Origin of the sequence: Jiangella anatolica, assembly GCF_003236295.1 — a bacterium.
In the GTDB taxonomy this organism is placed as follows: Bacteria; Actinomycetota; Actinomycetes; order Jiangellales; family Jiangellaceae; genus Jiangella; species Jiangella anatolica.
The window spans coordinates 135,432-152,511 of the sequence record NZ_POTW01000002.1; the positions used below are offsets into that span (position 1 = coordinate 135,432).

At 72.8% G+C, this 17,080-nt stretch carries 11 protein-coding genes; 6 read left to right on the forward strand and 5 right to left on the reverse strand.

What is annotated here, in order from left to right; genetic code table 11:
* Positions 1-3 precede the first annotated feature (3 nt).
* Positions 4-789, reverse strand: a complete 786-nt coding sequence (locus C1I92_RS01520; RefSeq protein ID WP_111252883.1) for a hypothetical protein — start codon at positions 787-789, stop codon at positions 4-6.
* 247 nt (positions 790-1,036) lie between these two features.
* Here C1I92_RS01520 and C1I92_RS01525 point away from each other — a divergent pair, with 247 nt between their 5' ends.
* Positions 1,037-4,765, forward strand: coding sequence for a hypothetical protein (locus tag C1I92_RS01525; RefSeq protein ID WP_146604978.1), 3,729 nt, complete (start codon positions 1,037-1,039; stop codon positions 4,763-4,765).
* Between the two features lie 24 nt (positions 4,766-4,789).
* Positions 4,790-5,248 (forward strand): aminoacyl-tRNA deacylase, encoded by a 459-nt coding sequence (locus tag C1I92_RS01530; RefSeq protein ID WP_111252885.1) that lies wholly within the window; start codon positions 4,790-4,792, stop codon positions 5,246-5,248.
* 3 nt (positions 5,249-5,251) lie between these two features.
* Here the strand turns inward: C1I92_RS01530 and C1I92_RS01535 are convergent, their stop codons facing one another.
* Positions 5,252-6,115, reverse strand: a complete 864-nt coding sequence (locus C1I92_RS01535; RefSeq protein WP_233506818.1) for an NAD-dependent protein deacetylase — start codon at positions 6,113-6,115, stop codon at positions 5,252-5,254.
* A 140-nt stretch (positions 6,116-6,255) separates the two neighbouring features.
* Positions 6,256-6,633, reverse strand: coding sequence for a MarR family winged helix-turn-helix transcriptional regulator (locus C1I92_RS01540; RefSeq protein ID WP_111252908.1), 378 nt, complete (start codon positions 6,631-6,633; stop codon positions 6,256-6,258).
* Between the two features lie 60 nt (positions 6,634-6,693).
* Between C1I92_RS01540 and C1I92_RS01545 the strand changes: the two genes are divergently transcribed.
* Complete coding sequence (locus C1I92_RS01545) at positions 6,694-8,211, forward strand: MFS transporter (protein ID WP_111252886.1); 1,518 nt, start codon at positions 6,694-6,696, stop codon at positions 8,209-8,211.
* A gap of 68 nt (positions 8,212-8,279) precedes the next feature.
* Here C1I92_RS01545 and C1I92_RS01550 read toward each other — a convergent pair whose 3' ends face one another.
* Positions 8,280-9,152: a phosphatase PAP2 family protein gene (locus tag C1I92_RS01550; RefSeq protein WP_111252887.1), complete on the reverse strand. Its 873-nt coding sequence runs from the start codon at positions 9,150-9,152 to the stop codon at positions 8,280-8,282.
* Positions 9,153-9,325: 173 nt separating this feature from the next.
* Here C1I92_RS01550 and C1I92_RS01555 point away from each other — a divergent pair, with 173 nt between their 5' ends.
* The 3 genes from C1I92_RS01555 to C1I92_RS01565 all read left to right on the forward strand — a co-directional run bounded on the left by C1I92_RS01555 (position 9,326) and on the right by C1I92_RS01565 (position 14,456).
* The gene (locus tag C1I92_RS01555) at positions 9,326-9,913 is read left to right on the forward strand and encodes a TetR/AcrR family transcriptional regulator (protein WP_111252888.1); all 588 of its coding nucleotides are present in this window, start codon (positions 9,326-9,328) and stop codon (positions 9,911-9,913) included.
* 429 nt (positions 9,914-10,342) lie between these two features.
* Positions 10,343-11,344, forward strand: a complete 1,002-nt coding sequence (locus C1I92_RS33605) for a hypothetical protein (RefSeq protein ID WP_158563885.1) — start codon at positions 10,343-10,345, stop codon at positions 11,342-11,344.
* A gap of 70 nt (positions 11,345-11,414) precedes the next feature.
* A complete protein-coding gene (locus tag C1I92_RS01565) occupies positions 11,415-14,456 on the forward strand; it encodes an alpha-mannosidase (protein WP_111252889.1) in 3,042 nt (1,013 codons plus the stop codon).
* A 3-nt stretch (positions 14,457-14,459) separates the two neighbouring features.
* Here the strand turns inward: C1I92_RS01565 and C1I92_RS01570 are convergent.
* A partial coding sequence (locus C1I92_RS01570) for a golvesin C-terminal-like domain-containing protein (protein ID WP_111252890.1) occupies positions 14,460-17,080 on the reverse strand: 2,621 nt, incomplete at its 5' end.

A 17,080-nucleotide genomic window follows, 5' to 3' on the forward strand; every position in this document is an offset into this window, starting at 1 on the left:
CTGTCAGGCGGCCTTGGTCAGCGCCTGGCGCCGGTCTCGGACGGCGCCGGACAGCCGCTGGATGGCACGGCTGCAGCGCTGCCTGACGGCGGCCGGGGTGAGCCCGAGCTCGCGGGCGACGAGGTGCGCGCTGCCGAGCTGGCCCGGCAGCGGGCAGTAGACGCGGACCAGCAGCTCGGCGTCGTCGGCCGAGATGATCCCCTTGCTGACACCCCAGGTCAGGGTCGCGAACACCTCGACGACGGGCGCCGGCGCGGGTCGGATCACCGGCTCCGCCGTGTCGAGAACGGTGGCGTCGACCAGCTGTGGTGCGTCGTCCTCGAGCGCGGCGTTGAAGTGGCTGAGCGTCTCCATACACAGGTTCACGGCCACCTTGTTCCGCCGTCTCTCGACCGGGTAGGTGGCGATGGCGTGCCACAGCGCGGCGACGGCGGCCGCCGTGAGCTGCGGCAGATCGCCTCGGACACCGGCCGCGCCGAACCGGTGCGTGCGGCGGGCGAGCCGCACCGCCCGGCCGAGCATCACCTGCAGGACGAGCCGGCCGGCAAGATGGTCGTCGCACACCGAGCGCTGATCGAGCAGGCCGATCAACAGCCCATCGGCGACGGCCGGATGATGCCGGCGCGTTCGCCCGATGGTGTCGGCGGCGTCGGCGAGCACCGCGCAGCCGGAGAACTCCGGCAGCCACCGCTTCGGGACGGGTCTGGCCCCGAGCCGGCGCCACTCGGCGTTGAGCTGGTCGGTGACGAGGACGGTCGTGCGGGCGGTGGGGACGGCGATCGTGTTCACCTGCGGGCTCCCAAGTGGATCTGAGGGGTGATGACCCGCAGCAGTCCAACCGACCCGGTTAGCCCGAAAGTTAGCCCTAACCGCCTCCGGACCGGGTTTTCTGGTTGCCCGTTTTCGGGCAACTACCGGATTCCGCGTGCATAGCCGTGAGTTATCGGGCATCCTGGAAGGCTTTGTTCATCCCGGCTGTCACATTCGCCGGCTCGAGCGCACCCATAGTGAGCAGGTGTGCTGGAGGGAGGTGCACATGATCACTTCGTCGACACCGCGCGCCGTGCTGCGCAGCCTGGCGGCGCTGCTCGGTCTCGCGGTCCTGGTCGTGGGCGTACCGGCGGTCCTGTGGGCGGCCGGTGGCTCGCCGCTGCCCGGCGAGTGGCCCTCGCTCGCCGGTGTTCGCGCTGCCGCGTTCCGGCCGGACGACGGCTCGCTGTTCCTGACATCGCTCGTCGCGGCCGGCTGGCTGGGCTGGGGAACGTTCGTCCTGAGCCTCGTCGTCGAGGTGCCGGCGGCACTGCGCGGAAGGGCGGCGCCCCAGCTACCCGGACTCGGCAGGCAGCAACGGCTGGTAGCGGGGCTGGTCGCGACGGTGGCGGCGATCGGCGCGGGCGGGCACGCCGCGTCGGCCTCCGTGCCCGTCGCGGCGCCCGCGTCTGCTTCGGCGGCGCCTGCTCCGGTCGAGTCTCCGCCGCCGGAGCCGTGGGAGCCGGCGCCGCCCGTGACGACCGACCTGCTGGAGGCGTCGGCGCGCGCCGGTACGTACATAGTCGTGCCAGGTGACACGTTGTGGGAGGTCGCGGGTGCGCGGCTGGACGATCCGCTCCGCTACCCGGAGATCTTCGCCGCGTCGAGGGCCACGGCGCAGCCCGGCGGGCGGCGGCTCACCGATCCTGACCTGATCCTGCCCGGCTGGACGCTCACGATCCCGGAGCGGACCGGTGGACGGTCCGGTCTGCCGGACACCGGCGCTCCGCCCGCGGGCGAACCGCCGGCCGGCTCAGCTGCCGGCTCATCCACTGGCCCGGCGCCTGGTCCGGCAACGGGACCGGCCCCTGGACCGAGATCGGCAACCGGCGGCGTGGGCATTGGTGGCCTGCCCGTGGCACTTGGACCTGGGCGCATCGGACCTGACAGCTTGCCGGACGTCGGCTGCGGGAGCGACACGGGTCGCGGGGATCCCGGTGGCGGCGACCCCGATGGTGGCCACGAAGATCCGGGCGATGCGAGTAGGGCCGCCGCCGGGGCTGGTGGCGACACGGGTCGCGGGGATCCCGGTGGCGGCGACCCCGATGGTGGCCACGAAGATCCGGGCGATACGAGTCACGCGGTCGCCGGGGCTGGTCGTGTCACCGTCGAGGCCGGTTCGGGTGAGACCGATGTCGATCTCCGGGCGGTGGCGAGTTCCGCGGCGTCCGCTGACTCGTTGCTCTCCAGCGGGGGCGACACCGGTGAGGTGGTGCGGACTGCTGGCGGGGTCGGCGCGGTGCTGGCAGCGGCACTCGTCGGCGTGCTGGCGACGCGGCGGGCCCGTGAGCGGCGTCGACGCCGGCCGGGAGAACGGATCGGCGCCGGTGACGCGAGCGACCGGAGCGCCGAGACCGAGCTGCGGCAGGCCGCCGACCCCGTCGCGGTCGAGGTGGTGGATCGCGTGCTGCGCGGGTTGGCCGCCCGGCTGGCGCGAGCCGGACGCGGGCTGCCGCCGTTGCGCGCCGTCCGCCTGACCAGACGCACGCTGGAGGTGTACCTCGCCGCGCCGGCGGAGCTGCCGGCGCCGTTCGTCGGCACCGCGCACGGCGGGGTGTGGACAGTCCCCCTCGATGCGGTCGGCGACGGCGAGGCGGCAGACGTGCCGGCGCCGTATCCGAGCCTGGTGACGCTGGGCCACGATCACGACGACGCGCTGGTGCTCCTCGATCTGGAGCAGGTCGGGACGCTCGTGCTGGACGGTGCGCCTGAGCTGGTCCGCTCGGCGCTGACGGCGGTCGCCGCCGAGCTGGCGACCAGCGCGTGGGCCGATGACCTGCGCGTGACGCTCGTCGGGGCGCAGGCGCTGGCCGATCTCGACCTGCTCGACACGGGCCGAGTGCGCCACGTGACCGAGGTGGAGGACCTGCTGGCCGAGCTCACCGTGCGGGTCGCCGACGATCGGCTGCTGCTGGCCACGGCCGGGGTCAACAGCCTCGGTGCGGCTCGGGTCGCGCAGGTGGCCGATGCCGCGTGGACGCCGGAGATCGTGGTGATCGCGGAGCCGCTGCCGGCCGAACAGTGGGACCGGCTCGAGGCCCTGATCGTCACCGCGCCGAGGGTGGCCGTGGCGGCGGTCGTCGGCACCGGCGAGCCGAGTGACCTGCCGTCGCGTGGGCACCGCCTGCGGGAACGGGTGCGCCACGCCGGTGGTGGGACCTGGGTGCTGCGGCTGAGCGGTCCGCCGGGGCGGGTGACGGCGGTGCTCGATCCGCTCGGGGTCCTGGTGCGCCCGCAACTGCTGGACGAGGAGACGCACGGCAGGTTCCTCCGGCTGCTCCGCGCGGCGGCCGGGTCCGACGGTTCAGCGAGTGAGCCGGCGGCGCGGGTCGACCAGGTACTGGACGGGGTGTCCGCGAGGTCCGCGGACGGGAGCAAGGGCGTCGGCGGCGAGCCTGACAGCGTGGCTGGCGGCTCGCCGGCGGGCGATCACCGAGGTCGCGCGGGCGCGGCCGGTGGAGGCCGGCGTCGTGGGGGTCTGTCCGGTGACGACGGGAGAGGTGACGGCGTGCCCGGCGGCCGCGCGCGTGGCGGAGCTGCGTCGGGCGAGCGTGAGAGTGAGCTCGGCGACGGCTCGGTGGGTGGCGGCACGCAGCGCGACGGTGGCGCAACGCCCGGCGGACGTCGGCGGAGCGGGGGTGCCTCGGCCGGTGGTGCAGGCGTGGCCAGCGGGGATGGGGCGGGCGACCGTGGGAGCGGTGAGGCCGGGACCGGCTACGGCTCCAGCGACTCGGCTGGTAGGCGGAGCACGGATCGGCGGTCGGCGGATCCTGCGCCGGTCGGCGGGCGGGACGAGGCGTCTCCGGCCGGCGGGTCGTCTCAGGGGCGCACGGCCCGCGAACCGTCTCAGGGGCGTCCATCCGGCGGGGCGTCTCCGAGGCGTCCGTCCGGCGCGTCGCACAGCGCCGCCGCTCCGCGGGCCGGCCAGGACGGAGCGTCGCTGTTCGCCGAGTCGATCGGTCCGGCGACCTATGGTCGCGGGCGGTCGCTGCCGCGGTTGCTGATGCTCGGCCCCGTCGGGGTGGAGAACGCGGCCGAGCTGGGCGAACACACCAAGCTCGGTCAGCTCACGGAGCTGGCGATGTTCATCGCGCTCAATCCGGGCTGCGATGCCACAGCGATCGACGAGGCGATCTGGCCCGGCTCGGCGGTCACCAAGACGACGCGGGGGACGGCGATCTCGAAGCTGCGGCGCTGGCTCGGCACCGACGCGGACGGGGAGTCGCTGCTGCCGCGCACCGAGAGCGGCTACACGCTGCGCCCGCTCGTCCGCAGCGACTGGGACGACTGGCGCGACCTGCTCCCGCACGGGACGTCCCGGGCGGCCACCGCCGACCTGCGCGCGGCGCTCCAGCTGGTGCGCGGCCGGCCGTTCTCCGGACGCGGCCGGCGCCGGTACGCGTGGGCCGATCACCTCGCGCAGGAGATGATCGCGTCCATCGTCGACGTCTGCCACGAGCTGGCGCTGCGGTCGCTCGTCGAACGCGACCCGTGGGAGGCGCTGCGCGCGGCCCTGCTCGGGCTGTCCGTCGAACCGGGGATGGAGCTGCTGTGGCGGGACCGGCTCAAGGCCGAGGCCGCGATCGGCGACGGCAAGGTGGTGCTGGACAGCGTCGAGTGGCTCCGCGCGACCGCAGTGGATCTCGGCGGCGAGCTGGAGGCCGAGACGGAGGACCTGATCGAGGAGCTCTCGTCCGGCTGGGCGGGCGCGACGCGCTCGCCGGCGGGGAGGTGAGCCGCGCCGCATACGCTTCTGAGCATGACCGAAGAACGTGGCGTCGAAGCCCTGCGCGAGTCGGGCCTGGCCCATCAGATCGTCCGTCACGCACCGGTGAACAGCCTGGAGGAAGCCGCCGCCGCGCGCGGGGTCGAGCCGGCCGCCGTCATCAAGACGATGGTGGTGCGGCGGGCCGACGACGACTACGTGTTCGTGCTGGTGCCCGGTGACCGCACGATCGCCTGGCCGAAGCTGCGCACGCTGCTCGGCGTCAAGCGGCTCTCGATGCCCGACGCCGAGGCGGCGCGCGACGTCACGGGATACGAGCGCGGCACGATCACGCCGTTCGGGTCGACGCGTGCCTGGCCGGTCATCGCCGACGAGCGGGTGCTGGGGCGGACGGTGTCGATCGGCGCCGGCGCCTTCGGGGTGTCCGCGACGGTCGACGGGGACGAGCTGGTGAAGACGCTGGACGCGACCGTCGCCGACGTCACCGAGTAGGAGTCAACGGGCCACGGCGGAGCCGGTCAGGACCGACGCCAGCACGGTCAGCACCGGCGAGCAGCCGGCGTCGACCTTGACGGTGGCGAGGTCGTCACCTCGGGTGAGTCCGCGGTTGACGATGATGACCGGGCGGCCGGTCTTGTGCGCGTGCCGGACGAACCGCAGGCCGGACATGACCGTCAGCGACGATCCGGCCACGAGCAGCGCTCCCGCCGAGTCGACCAGCGCGTACGCGGCCTCGACCCGCGGCTTGGGCACGTTCTCGCCGAAGTAGACGATGTCGGGCTTGAGGATGCCGCCGCACACCTCGCAGTCGGCGACCCTGAAGTGCGCGGTCGCCTCGATGACGGCGTCGGCGTCGGGCGCGATCTCGGCGTCGGCGACCTCGTCGGCGAAGTCCGGGTTCAGCGCCGTCAGCCGGGCCGCGACGTGCTCGCGCGGGACGACCCGGCCGCAGCTCAGGCAGATCACCCGGTCGTAGCGGCCGTGCAGGTCGATGACGTTCCGGCTGCCGGCGGCGTCGTGCAGCGTGTCGACGTTCTGGGTGATGACGCCGACCGCGACGCCGTCGGCCTCCATCCGGCTGATCGCGAGGTGCCCGGGGTTGGGACGCGTGCGGTGGACGTGCCGCCAGCCGACGTGGTTGCGGGCCCAGTAGTGGCGGCGGCGGTCGGGGTCGCCGACGAACTGCTGGTAGGTCATCGGCGTGCGCGGCGGGGAGTCGGGGCCGCGGTAGTCGGGGATGCCGGAGTCGGTCGAGATGCCGGCGCCGGTCAGCACGGCGACCGACCGGCCGGACAGGACCGCGGTCGCCTCGCCGACGGCCGGCCAGGCCGGGTGGCCGGGGTCGATGCGGTCGAGCACGCTTCGAGCCTATGCGACGACGCCGCCGTGGGCGCCGGGCGGCTGGGACGCCTCGGCGGTAGCGGACCTGGCCCGCGTCAGGGACGGAGGATCGGCGGCACCAGGCCGTCGTCGGGCCGCGGCGATAGAGCTGCGCCGGCTCAGCCGAGGTGGTGGGCGAGCACCTTGCGGTGGGTGTCGCGGGCGTCGGTGTGGCGGGCACGGCCGGCCTCGGTCGCCGTCACGAAGAGGGCGCGACGGTCGTCCATGCACATCGCCCGGCTCACCAGCCCGGCGCGCTCCAGCCGCGCGACCGTGCGGGAGAACGCGCTCTGGCTGAGGTACATCCCCTCGGCGAGCTCGTGCATCCGGACCTTCTCCTGGCCGGACTCGATCAGCCGGTCCAGCACCTCGAATTCGCTCATGCCCAGTCCGTGCTGGTCCTGCAGCTCCCGATCGAGGTCGCAGGCGACCTTGTTGTAGCAGGTCACGAGGTCGCGCCACTGTGCGACCAGGGTGCCCTCCTCGGTCCCGCTCATGGAGCGCACTCTAACACCGCGAGCACACGCATGCAAGGACATTTAATGCTTGTGCAATTGATGCGTGCGCATGTAACGTCTCTCCCCGTGACTGCTACCACCGCACCGCGTTCGACCTCTGCTTCACACGACGACCAGCGCTGGACCCCGCGGCTCTGGGGCGTCCTCGCCGTGCTGTGCCTGGTGATGTTCCTCGACGGCCTCGACGTCTCGATGGTCGGCATCGCGCTCCCGTCGATCGGCACCGAGCTGGGCCTGTCGACGACCTCGCTGCAGTGGATCGTCAACGGCTACGTCCTGGGCTACGGAGCGCTGCTGCTCCTCGGTGGCCGGACCGCCGACCTGCTCGGCCGCCGCCGGGTCTTCCTCATCGCGCTCGCCGTCTTCGCCGCCGCGTCCCTCGTCGGCGGCCTCGTCGACGACGGCACGACGCTGATCATCACGCGGTTCGTCAAGGGTGTCGCCGCCGCGTTCACCGCGCCCACAGCGCTGTCCATCCTCACCACCACGTTCCGCGAAGGACCGGCGCGCAACAAGGCGCTGTCGATCTTCGCCGTCTTCGGCGCCAGCGGCTACTCGTCCGGGCTCATCCTCGGCGGCCTGCTGACCAGCGCCGGCTGGCGGTGGAACTTCCTCATGCCGGTGCCGCTGGCGATCCTGGCACTGGTCGCGGGCATCGCGCTGATCCCGCGCGACCGTCCCGCCGACTCCGGCGGCCACGACCTCGCCGGCGCCGCGACGCTGACCGCCGGCATGCTGCTCGCCGTCTACTCCGTCGTGTCCGCGCCGGAACGCGGCTGGGCCGACCCCATGACCATCGTGCTGTTCGTGCTGGCGATCGCCCTGCTGACGGCGTTCGTCCTGATCGAGCAGCGGATGGCCCACCCCCTGGTGCGGCTCGGCATCCTGCGGATCGCCACGATCGTGCGGGCCAACCTCGGGATGATCGCGCTGTTCGGCTCCTACCTGAGCTTCCAGTTCATGCTGACGATCTACTTCCAGGCCGCGCTGGGCTGGTCGCCGCTGCGGATGGCGCTCGCCCTGCTCCCGGCCGGGCTGATCGTCGCGTTCGGCTCGCCGTACATGAGCCGGGTGATCGACCGGTACGGCACGGAGCGGCCGATCGTCGCCGCGATGGTATCGCTGAGCGTCGCGTACCTGTGGTTCCTCGTCGCCGGCGACGACCCGACGCCCAGCTACGTGACGGACATCCTGCCCAGCGTCGTGCTGATCGGGCTCGGATTCATGCTCGCGTTCTCGGCGCTGATGTCGCAGGCCACGGCCGGGGTCGACGACTCCGAGCAGGGGCTGGCGGCCGGCCTGGTCCAGACGTCCGGGCAGATCGGCGGCGCCGTGGTGCTCGCCGTGACGACCGCGCTGGTGACGTCCGGGTCGCACTCGGCCGACGGCATGAGCGCGGCGACGTTCGACCAGTTCCGCCCCGGCCTGACGCTGGTGACGGGGGTCGCCATCGCCGGGCTCGCGGTCATGGTGTTCAAGCGCCGCAAGCGCGACGCCGGAGACGCCGGCCCGGAGCCCGTCGTCGAGGACGAGGTGCTGGAGCCGGCCGCGCCCTGACCGAACCAACAGAACGCCGGCGGCGACGGGGTCAGCGGTGCCCCCGTCGCCGTCGGCGTCGTATGGGATCAGCGGACGCGGGAGAGGTTCGGTGTGCGCTGCGCCGGGATCGCGGCGCCACCCGACGGCCCGTCCAGATCCGGACCGTCGTCCGCCGAGTCCTGGGCATCGTGGATGGCGGCCCGGACCGCTCGCTCGCGCTTGAACCGTTCGATCAGCACCGCGACGCCGAGCCCGGCCACGACCACCATGCCGCCGACGACCGCGTCGACGACGTAGTGGTTGCCGGTGAGCACGATGGCCGCGAACATCAGCAGCGGCATCGTCGCGCCGACGATGCGGACGATCAGGACCCGCGACAGCGCCACCCACGCGATCCCGAGCAGCAGGATCCAGCCGAAGTGCAGGCTCGGCATGGCGGCGTACTCGTTGACGAGCCTGGATGAGCTCATGTCGCGGTAGGTCGGCACCTGGAGCGAGACGGTGTCGACGAAGTCGTGCCAGGGAAGGAAACGCGGCGGGGCGAGCGGATAGAACGCGAAGATGACCAGGCTGAACGCGCCCGATGCGAGCAGCGCGTTGCGGTAGAACGGGTACGCCACCGGCCGGCGGGCGATCAGCCAGACCAGCGTGAGCACGAACACCGGCCAGTAGCCGTAGATGTAGAAGCTGTTGGCGGCGTCGATCGCCCATTCGTGGTCGAGGATGAGGCTCTGCAGCTCGGTCTCGACATGGATGCCCAGCGTCTTCTCGAAGGAGATGACGTCTTCGGCGTTGCGGAACGCGGCGTCGACGCGGCCGCTGGTGAGGCCGCGGACCAGCGTGTAGAGAAGCGCGGCCGAGAGAAGGAAACCGATCTCCTTCGCGGCCGTGGCGAGTCGTGAGTTGGTGCGAACGCGGCGAAGCGTGGGCGGGTGCCGCGACAAGGTGTCCGAGGCCATCGGTCCTCCATGCTGGCGACGTGCCAGGAGCGCCAGCGCCCCCTTGAAGTTGCCTCTACTTGTCGGCCGACAAGTGGTCTGAGTCTCACGCTACGACCGCACTTGTCGGCCGGCAAGTAGTTAACGTATTGTGTGGCCGCCCTCACTTCCCGATCAGCGAGGCGGCGACGGAGATGACCGACGAGGGACGAACCGGCGCGGACACCGCCGGAAACATCCGCGAGGTCGCGCTGGACCTGTTCTCGCGGCAGGGCTACGAGCGCTCGACGCTGCGCGAGATCGCCGATGCACTCGGCATCACCAAGGCGGCCGTGTACTACCACTACCGCACGAAGGTCGAGATCCTCGACGACCTGCTGCGCCCGATGGTCGACGGCGAGGATTGGATCATCGCGGACGCGGGATCGGACCCCGCGGCGATCGGCGACCCGGCCTGGCGGCTGACGCTCGTCGAGCGCTACATCGACCTGCTGCTGGCGCACCGGCGGGTGGCGACGTACGCGATGAACGACCTCGCCGGCGTCGCCAACTCGACGCTGCTGGACCGCATGCGCGCCAATGACGAGCGGCTGGCGGTGCTGCTGGCCAACGGCGACCTGTCGCTGGAGCAGCGGGTGCGCACGTCGGCGGCGCTGGGCGTGATCGTCGCGATCCTGGCCCTGCCGGACGTCTCGAACGCGGAGCTGCGGCCGCAGCTGCTGCGAGTCGTGCGCGACGTGCTCGGGCTGGCCGAGCAGGTGGCGGACGCGGCCTCGGCCTGAACCGGGCGACTCGCCCGGCTGGGGGTGCGGCCGAGCGGTGCCGGTGTGATGGTGGGGCGACTCGCCCTGGTGGGAAGACGACCGAGCGGCGCCAGTGTGATGGCGGGGCGACTCGCCCTGGTGGGAAGACGACCGAGCGGCGCCAGTGTGATGGCGGGGCGACTCGCCCTGGTGGGAAGACGACCGAGCGGCACCAGTGTGATGGCGGGGCGACTCGCCCTGGTGGGAAGACGACCGAGCGGCACCAGTGTGATGGCGGGGCGACTCGCCCTGGTGGGAAGACGACCGAGCGGCACCACCCCGGGGGGCGAGAATGGTGCCGCTCTTGACAACGAGGCTATGTCCGGTGACGGCGATTGGCGAAGGGAACGAGGAAAAATTTTGCCCGGCTCCGTGACACGTGGGGCAACGGGGAGTCGTGTGCTTGTCGTGACGCTTGCGGCGCTCCTGCAGCTCACGGCCTGCTCCGGCTCGGACCCGGATTCGACGGGTACCGGCTCACCCTCCGGCGGGGGTGCTCCCGAAGAAACCCGTGCGGACCCCTCTCCGGAGACGGCTACGGCGCCGTCGTCCGACCCGTCGCCGGACTGCGACCGTCCCTGCTACGGCGACGCCGAGACCGTCGGCACGCTCGGCGACGACACCGTCGTCGAGGTCAGCGGGATGGCCGCGAGCGTCCGTACTCCGGGGCTGTACTACGTCGTCGGCGACGAGCCCGGCACGACGCAGGTCGCGGCCGTGCGCGAGGACGGCACGCTCGTCGCCACGATCGAGCTGGCCGGCATGGACACCGAGAACGCCGAGGCGCTCGCCGTCGGACCGTGCGGCGACGACCCGGCGTCGTCGTGCCTGTACGTCGGCGACATCGGCGACCACGTTGGCCGCGACCACGTCACCGTCCACCGGGCGCCGGAGCCCGACCTGGACGATCCGCCGGCCAGCGTCGAGGCCGACGCGCTGGAGTACACGTACGAGGACGGGCCGACCGACGCCGAGGCGCTGGTCGTGGACGCCGACGGCCGGCCGCTGATCGTCAGCAAGGCGCCGTTCGACGAGGACACCGGCGAGACCGGCAGCACCCGGCTGTACCGCGGCCCGGCGGACGGCGGCGAGTTGGCGCTGCTGGGCGAGATCGTCCTGCCCGAGCCGGAGAGCGGGTTCCTCGCGGGGCTGGTCGGCAACGTCGTCACCGACGCGTCCGCCGACCTCGGCGCCGGCCGCGTGCTGCTGCGCACCTACGACGAGGTGCTGGAGTACCGCGCGCCGGCGCCCGGTGCCGACGTCGCGGAGTTCCCGGACTGGCCGCTGCGCCGGGTCCCGGCCGGCAGCGTGCTCCAGGCCGAGACCGTCGCGTACACCGTCGACGGGTGCGGGTATCTGACGACGTCGGAGCTGACCGGGGACGTCGACGCGGTCCGGTGCACGGACTGAGCCGGCGCGGCGGCGCCAGGGCCCGGCCCGGATGTGGGGTCGTTCCCACAACGCCGTAACGTTGGCCCGCATGCACGACAATCGCGCCCTGGTCGAGAACCGTCTGCGCCGCGTCCTGAATCAGCGGCTCAAGCCCGCCGTCCACCGCACGCTCGCACCCCTGACGCTCTCCGTCTGGCACGTCGACGGCGGCGGCGGCGAGCCGGTCCCGCCGCAGGTCGCGCTGCCCGGCGGTGAGGCGGTCGCCGACGGCCGCTACGTCCCGGCCGCGGCCGGCGATCGCTGGGGACCGCCGTGGGGGACGTCGTGGTTCCACGTGACCGGCGAGGTGCCGGCGGCCGCCGCGGGCCGCCGGGTGGAGCTGGTCATCGACCTGGGCTGGGCCGATCACTCGCCGGGCTTCCAGGCCGAGGGGCTGGTGTACCGGCCCGACGGCACCGTGGTGAAGGGACTGAACCCGCGCAACACCTGGGTGCCGGTCGCCGACCCGGCTGTCGGCGGCGAGCGGATCGACCTCTACGTCGAGGCGGCCGCTAACCCGCAGGTGCTGACCGGCGGCGAGATGATCTTCACCCCCACGCTGCTGGGCGAGAAGGCGACCGCCGGCACCGAGCCGCTGTACCGGGTCCTGCGCGCCGACGTCACCGTGTTCAAGGCCGACGTGTGGGAGCTGTGGCAGGACCTGGCCGCGATCGGCAGCCTGATGCCGGAGCTGTCCGAGGGCGAGCCGCGACGGTGGCAGCTGCTGCGCGCCGTCGAGCGGGCCCTGGACGCGCTGGACCTGCAGGACGTCGAGGCGACGGCGTCCGCCGCCCGGGCCGAGCTGGCCCCCGTCCTCGCCAAGCCGGCCAACGCCAGCGCACACCGGCTGTCCGCCGTCGGGCACGCGCACATCGACTCCGCCTGGCTGTGGCCGCTCCGCGAGACCGTCCGCAAGGTCGCGCGCACGACGGCGAACGTGGTGAGCCTGCTCGACGAGTACCCGGACCTCGTCTACGCGATGTCGTCGGCGCAGCAGTACGCCTGGATCGAGGAGCATCGTCCAGAGGTCTTCGAACGCGTCGCCGCGCAGGTCAAGGGCGGCCGGTTCGTGCCCGTCGGCGGCATGTGGGTCGAGTCGGACACGAACCTCCCCGGCTCCGAGGCGATGGCCCGGCAGCTGGTCCACGGCAAGCGGTACTTCCTGGAGACGTTCGGCATCGACACCCAGGAGGTCTGGCTGCCGGACTCGTTCGGCTACTCGCCGGCGTTGCCGCAGCTGGTGGCGTTGTCCGGGTCGCGCTGGTTCCTCACCCAGAAGATCTCGTGGAACAAGCAGAACGTCTTCCCGCACCACACGTTCTGGTGGGAGGGCCTCGACGGCACCCGCGTCTTCACCCACTTCCCGCCGGTCGACACCTACAACTCCGACCTGTCCGGCGGCGAGCTCGCGCACGCGGTGCGCAACTTCCGCGACAAGGCCGACGCCAACCGCTCGCTGGTCCCGTTCGGCTGGGGCGACGGCGGCGGCGGCCCCACCCGCGAGATGGTCGCCCAGGCCCGCCGGACGGCGGACCTGGAGGGCTCGCCGCGGGTGACGATCGAGAAGCCGGCCGACTTCTTCGCCGCCGCCGAGGCCGAGTATCCGAACGCGCCGGTGTGGTCCGGCGAGCTGTACCTGGAGATCCACCGCGCCACGTACACGTCGCAGGCCAAGACCAAGCAGGGCAACCGGCGCAGCGAGCATCTGCTGCACGAGGCCGAGCTGTGGTCGGCGACGGCGTCCGTCGCGGGGCTGGCCGAGTACCCGTACGACGACCTGGACCGGATGTGGAAGCAGGTGCTGCTGCACCAGTTCCACGACATCCTGCCCGGCTCCTCGATCGCCTGGGTGCACCGCGAGGCGCGGGAGCAGTACGCGCGGATCGCCGCGGAGCTGACCGAGCTGATCGGACGGGCGCAGCGCGCGCTGGCCGGCGAGGGCGGGACGCCGATGGTGTTCAACGCGGCGCCGCACGGCCGCGGCGACGTCCCGGCGTTCGCGGCGGCCCCGGCCGCGCCGTCAGCGGGTGCGACGACGACCGTGACGCCGGCCGAGGGCGGCTACGTCCTCGACAACGGCCTGCTCAGGGTGACCGTCGACGGCCGCGGGCTGCTCACGTCCGTCCTGGACCTGGAGGCCGGGCGCGAGGTGCTCGCCGGTCCGGCCAACCTGCTCCAGCTGCACCCGGACCTGCCCAACCAGTGGGACGCCTGGGACGTCGACGAGTTCTACCGCAACACCGTCACCGACCTCGTCGCCGTCGACGAGCTCAGCGCCGACGGCGCCACGGTGCGGGTCGCGCGGACCTTCGGCGACTCGCACGTCGTCCAGGAGATCACCCTCGAGCCCGGCGCACAGCGGGTCGACGTCACGACCGAGGTCGACTGGCACGAGCGGGAGAAGTTCCTCAAGGCGGCGTTCCCGCTGGACGTGCAGACGCAGCGCGCGGCGTACGAGACGCAGTTCGGCCACCACTACCGCGCGACGCACGAGAACACGTCGTGGGACGCGGCCAAGTTCGAGGTGTGCGCGCACCGGTTCGTGCACCTGGAGGAGCCCGGGTACGGGATCGCGCTGGTCAACGACTCGACCTACGGTCACGACGTGCGGCGCTCGGCCGCGCCGGCCGGCGGGACGACCACCACTGTGCGGCTGTCGCTGCTGCGCGCGCCGCGCTATCCGGACCCGGAGACCGACCAGGGCGTGCACACGCTGCGGTATTCGCTCGCGCCGGGCGCGACGATCGGCGACGCGGTGCGCGAGGGGTACGCGCTGAACCTGCCGGCGCGGCTGGTCGAGGGCGCCGGTCACGCGGTCGAGCCGCTGGTCCGGGTGTCCGGCGGTTCGGTGGTCGTGTCGGCGGTCAAGCTGGCCGACGACCGGTCCGGCGACGTCGTGGTCCGGCTCTACGAGGCCGGCGGCGGACGCGCGACGGCGACGCTGACACCGTCGTTCCCCGTGGCAGGGGTCGAGGAGACCGACCTGCTGGAGCGGCCGGTCGAAGCGTCAGCGCTGGTCACCGGTGGTGATGGCGTGACGCTTCGACTGCGGCCGTTCCAGATCGTGACGCTGCGGCTGCGCCGGGCCTGACCGTCAGGGCGCCGGTACGAACTTCACCGCGCTGGTGCGCAGGTAGCCGCGGCCGGCGGCGTTGGAGACGGTGACGTCCCCGGCCGTCCCCGCGGCGAAGTCGTACCGGCCGAGGAGGATCCACTGGTTGCCGCCGGTGGTCTGGTCGACGTCGACGGCGTTCTGCCCGCCGGCGTGCGTGACGGTGTACCGGGCGGCCGTGGTGCTGTTGGTGTGGTTGGGCACCCAGGCGTACACGTCGTAGCCGCCGGCCGTCGGCAGGTCCGGCCGCCAGGTCGCCGTCGCGGTCGTGACGTTGCTGGTGCGCGTGCTGGAGCGCAGCCAGCCCGCCACGCTCGACGCCGTCCACGTGCCCTGCTCGGAGTAGCCGGAGTCGGTGATGCCGACGATGCTCATCGGCAGCGGCGTGACGGAGACGGCGGCCGGCGCCGACTCGTTGCCGGACAGGTCGACGGCGCGGACCTCCAGCTGGTGCGGCTGGTTGTTGGCCAGGTCCTCGACCGGGAAGCCCAGCCGGGTGAAGCTCGGGTCCGCGATGTGCCCGACCGGCCCCTTGGTGTTGACCAGCTCGCCGTCGGCGTAGACGTTGTAGCCGAGCAGGTCGACCTCGGCGTTCTGCGACCAGTAGAGGATGGCTCGCCCGTTGGCCGCCTCGCCGGCCAGCCCCGTGGGTGCGGCGGGCGCTCGCGTGTCGACCGGGATGCGCACCGGCGCCGGCCGCGACGGCGCCGACTCGCGCCCGGCGCTGTCGACGGCGGTCACCGTGATCTCGTAGCGCTGGCCGGCCAGCATCTCCCGCATCCGGAACCACGACCGCTGCACCGGCTGCCAGGTGACGCGCTGGCCGTCGAGGTACACGTGGTAGCCGACCACGTCGGGGTCGTTGACCCGCCGCCAGTGCCAGGTCAGGACGGCGTCGCCGGTGGCCGGGATCGCGTTGACGGTCCCGTTCACCCCGGCCGGCGCGGGCGGCGCCGTGTCATCGGCCGTCGGCACCGGGACGAACTTGACCGCGTCGGCCCGCAGGAAGCCGGTGACGCCGTAGTCCTTGCCCAGCTCGACGTACCCGCCGGTGCCGGCGGCGAAGGAGAACCGGCCCAGGTGCGTCCACCGGTCGACGACGCCGTCCGCCGGCACCTCGGTGGTGCCGCCGGCGTGGGCGACGGTGAACCGCGCGGCGCCGGTGTTCAGCGGGTTGCCGGGCGTCCAGGCGTAGACGTCGTACGTGGTGGTCGCCGGCAGGACGGGCGTCCAGCGGGCGGTGGAGGACGAACCGCTGGCGTAACGGGTGCCGGTCTTCAGCCACCCGGTCACGGTCGACGACCCCGCCCACGTCCCCGTCTCGGAGTAGCCCGGGTCCGCGTCGTCCACGACCACCGCGGGGGTGAACCTGGCCGCGTCGGCGCGCAGGGTGCCGGCGCCGGCCGGGTCGCCGGCCACGCGGACGCCGTGGCCGCCGCCCGGGGTCAGCTCGTACGAGCCGAGGCTCACCCAGCGCTGGCCGGCCGTGCGCTGGTCGACGACCACGTCGGTGGTCCCGCCGGCGTGCGTGACGGTGTAGCGGGCGGCCGTGTGCCCCGTCGCGAGGAAGCTGGGGTTCCAGACGAAGACCTCGTACTCGCCGGCGTGGTCGACCTCGGGGGTCCACGCCGCCGTCGCGCCGGACTCCGTCGACCGCCGCGTCTCGCGGTCCTGATAGCCGAACGCCTCGCCGGTGTCCTCCCAGCCGCCGGTCTCGGCGTAGCCGGGCTCGCCGTTGTCGACGACGATGCTGCCGGGTGCCGCTCGGTTGCCGTCGTCGGCCGGCGCGTAGTAGCGGAAGTAGTCCCACGTGGTGACGCCGGGCAGGTTGGACTCGTCGACCGGTGCGGTGTAGCCGAGCGTGGTGAGCCAGATGCTCTGCAGCCCGTGTGGGCCCGCGTACGGCTGCACCCGCGCGAGGACGCCGTCGACGTACCAGCGGATCTCGTTCGGCAGCCATTCGAAGCCGTAGGTGTGGTAGCCGTCGGAGCTGTCCGGGCCGACGTAGACGCCGCCCTGGTTGCCGATGTGCTGCGGCACGAACCAGTGCGAGTGGTGCTGGACGCGGTCCGGGGCGTGCGAGTCGATCTCGAACCCGTCGATCTCGTTCACCCGGTTGTTGGGGCCCTTGTAGAGCGGCGCGTCCGGCATGCTGTCGCCGAGTCCCGTCGTCCACATCGCCGAGTGGAAGCCCTGGTCGCCCCAGAGCTGGGCGCGGGTCTCGTAGTAGCCGTAGCCGAACCACTCCGTGCTGATCACGCCGCCGCAGGTGTACGGCATGCCGTTGCGGTCCTCGCGCTTCAACGCGATGTGCAGCAGGCCGCCGGAGACCGTGACGTTGTCCGGGCTGTTCGAGCAGATGACCTTCTCGCCCTCGCGGTAGTACCAGTCGTCGGTGTTCAGACCGGTGCCGTCGGGATTGACGCCGTCGAACTCGTCGGCCCAGGCCAGCTCGTATCCGGGCAGCGGCGCGGCCGGCTCGCCGCCGGTGTCCGTCGCGGCGGGCTCCGTGGCGGTCGCCGGCTCCGGAGCGGCGGCGCTCAGCGCCGCCGCGGTCAGGGCGATGCCGGCCGCCAGGGCGCACCAGGCGCGGGCGGGGCGGG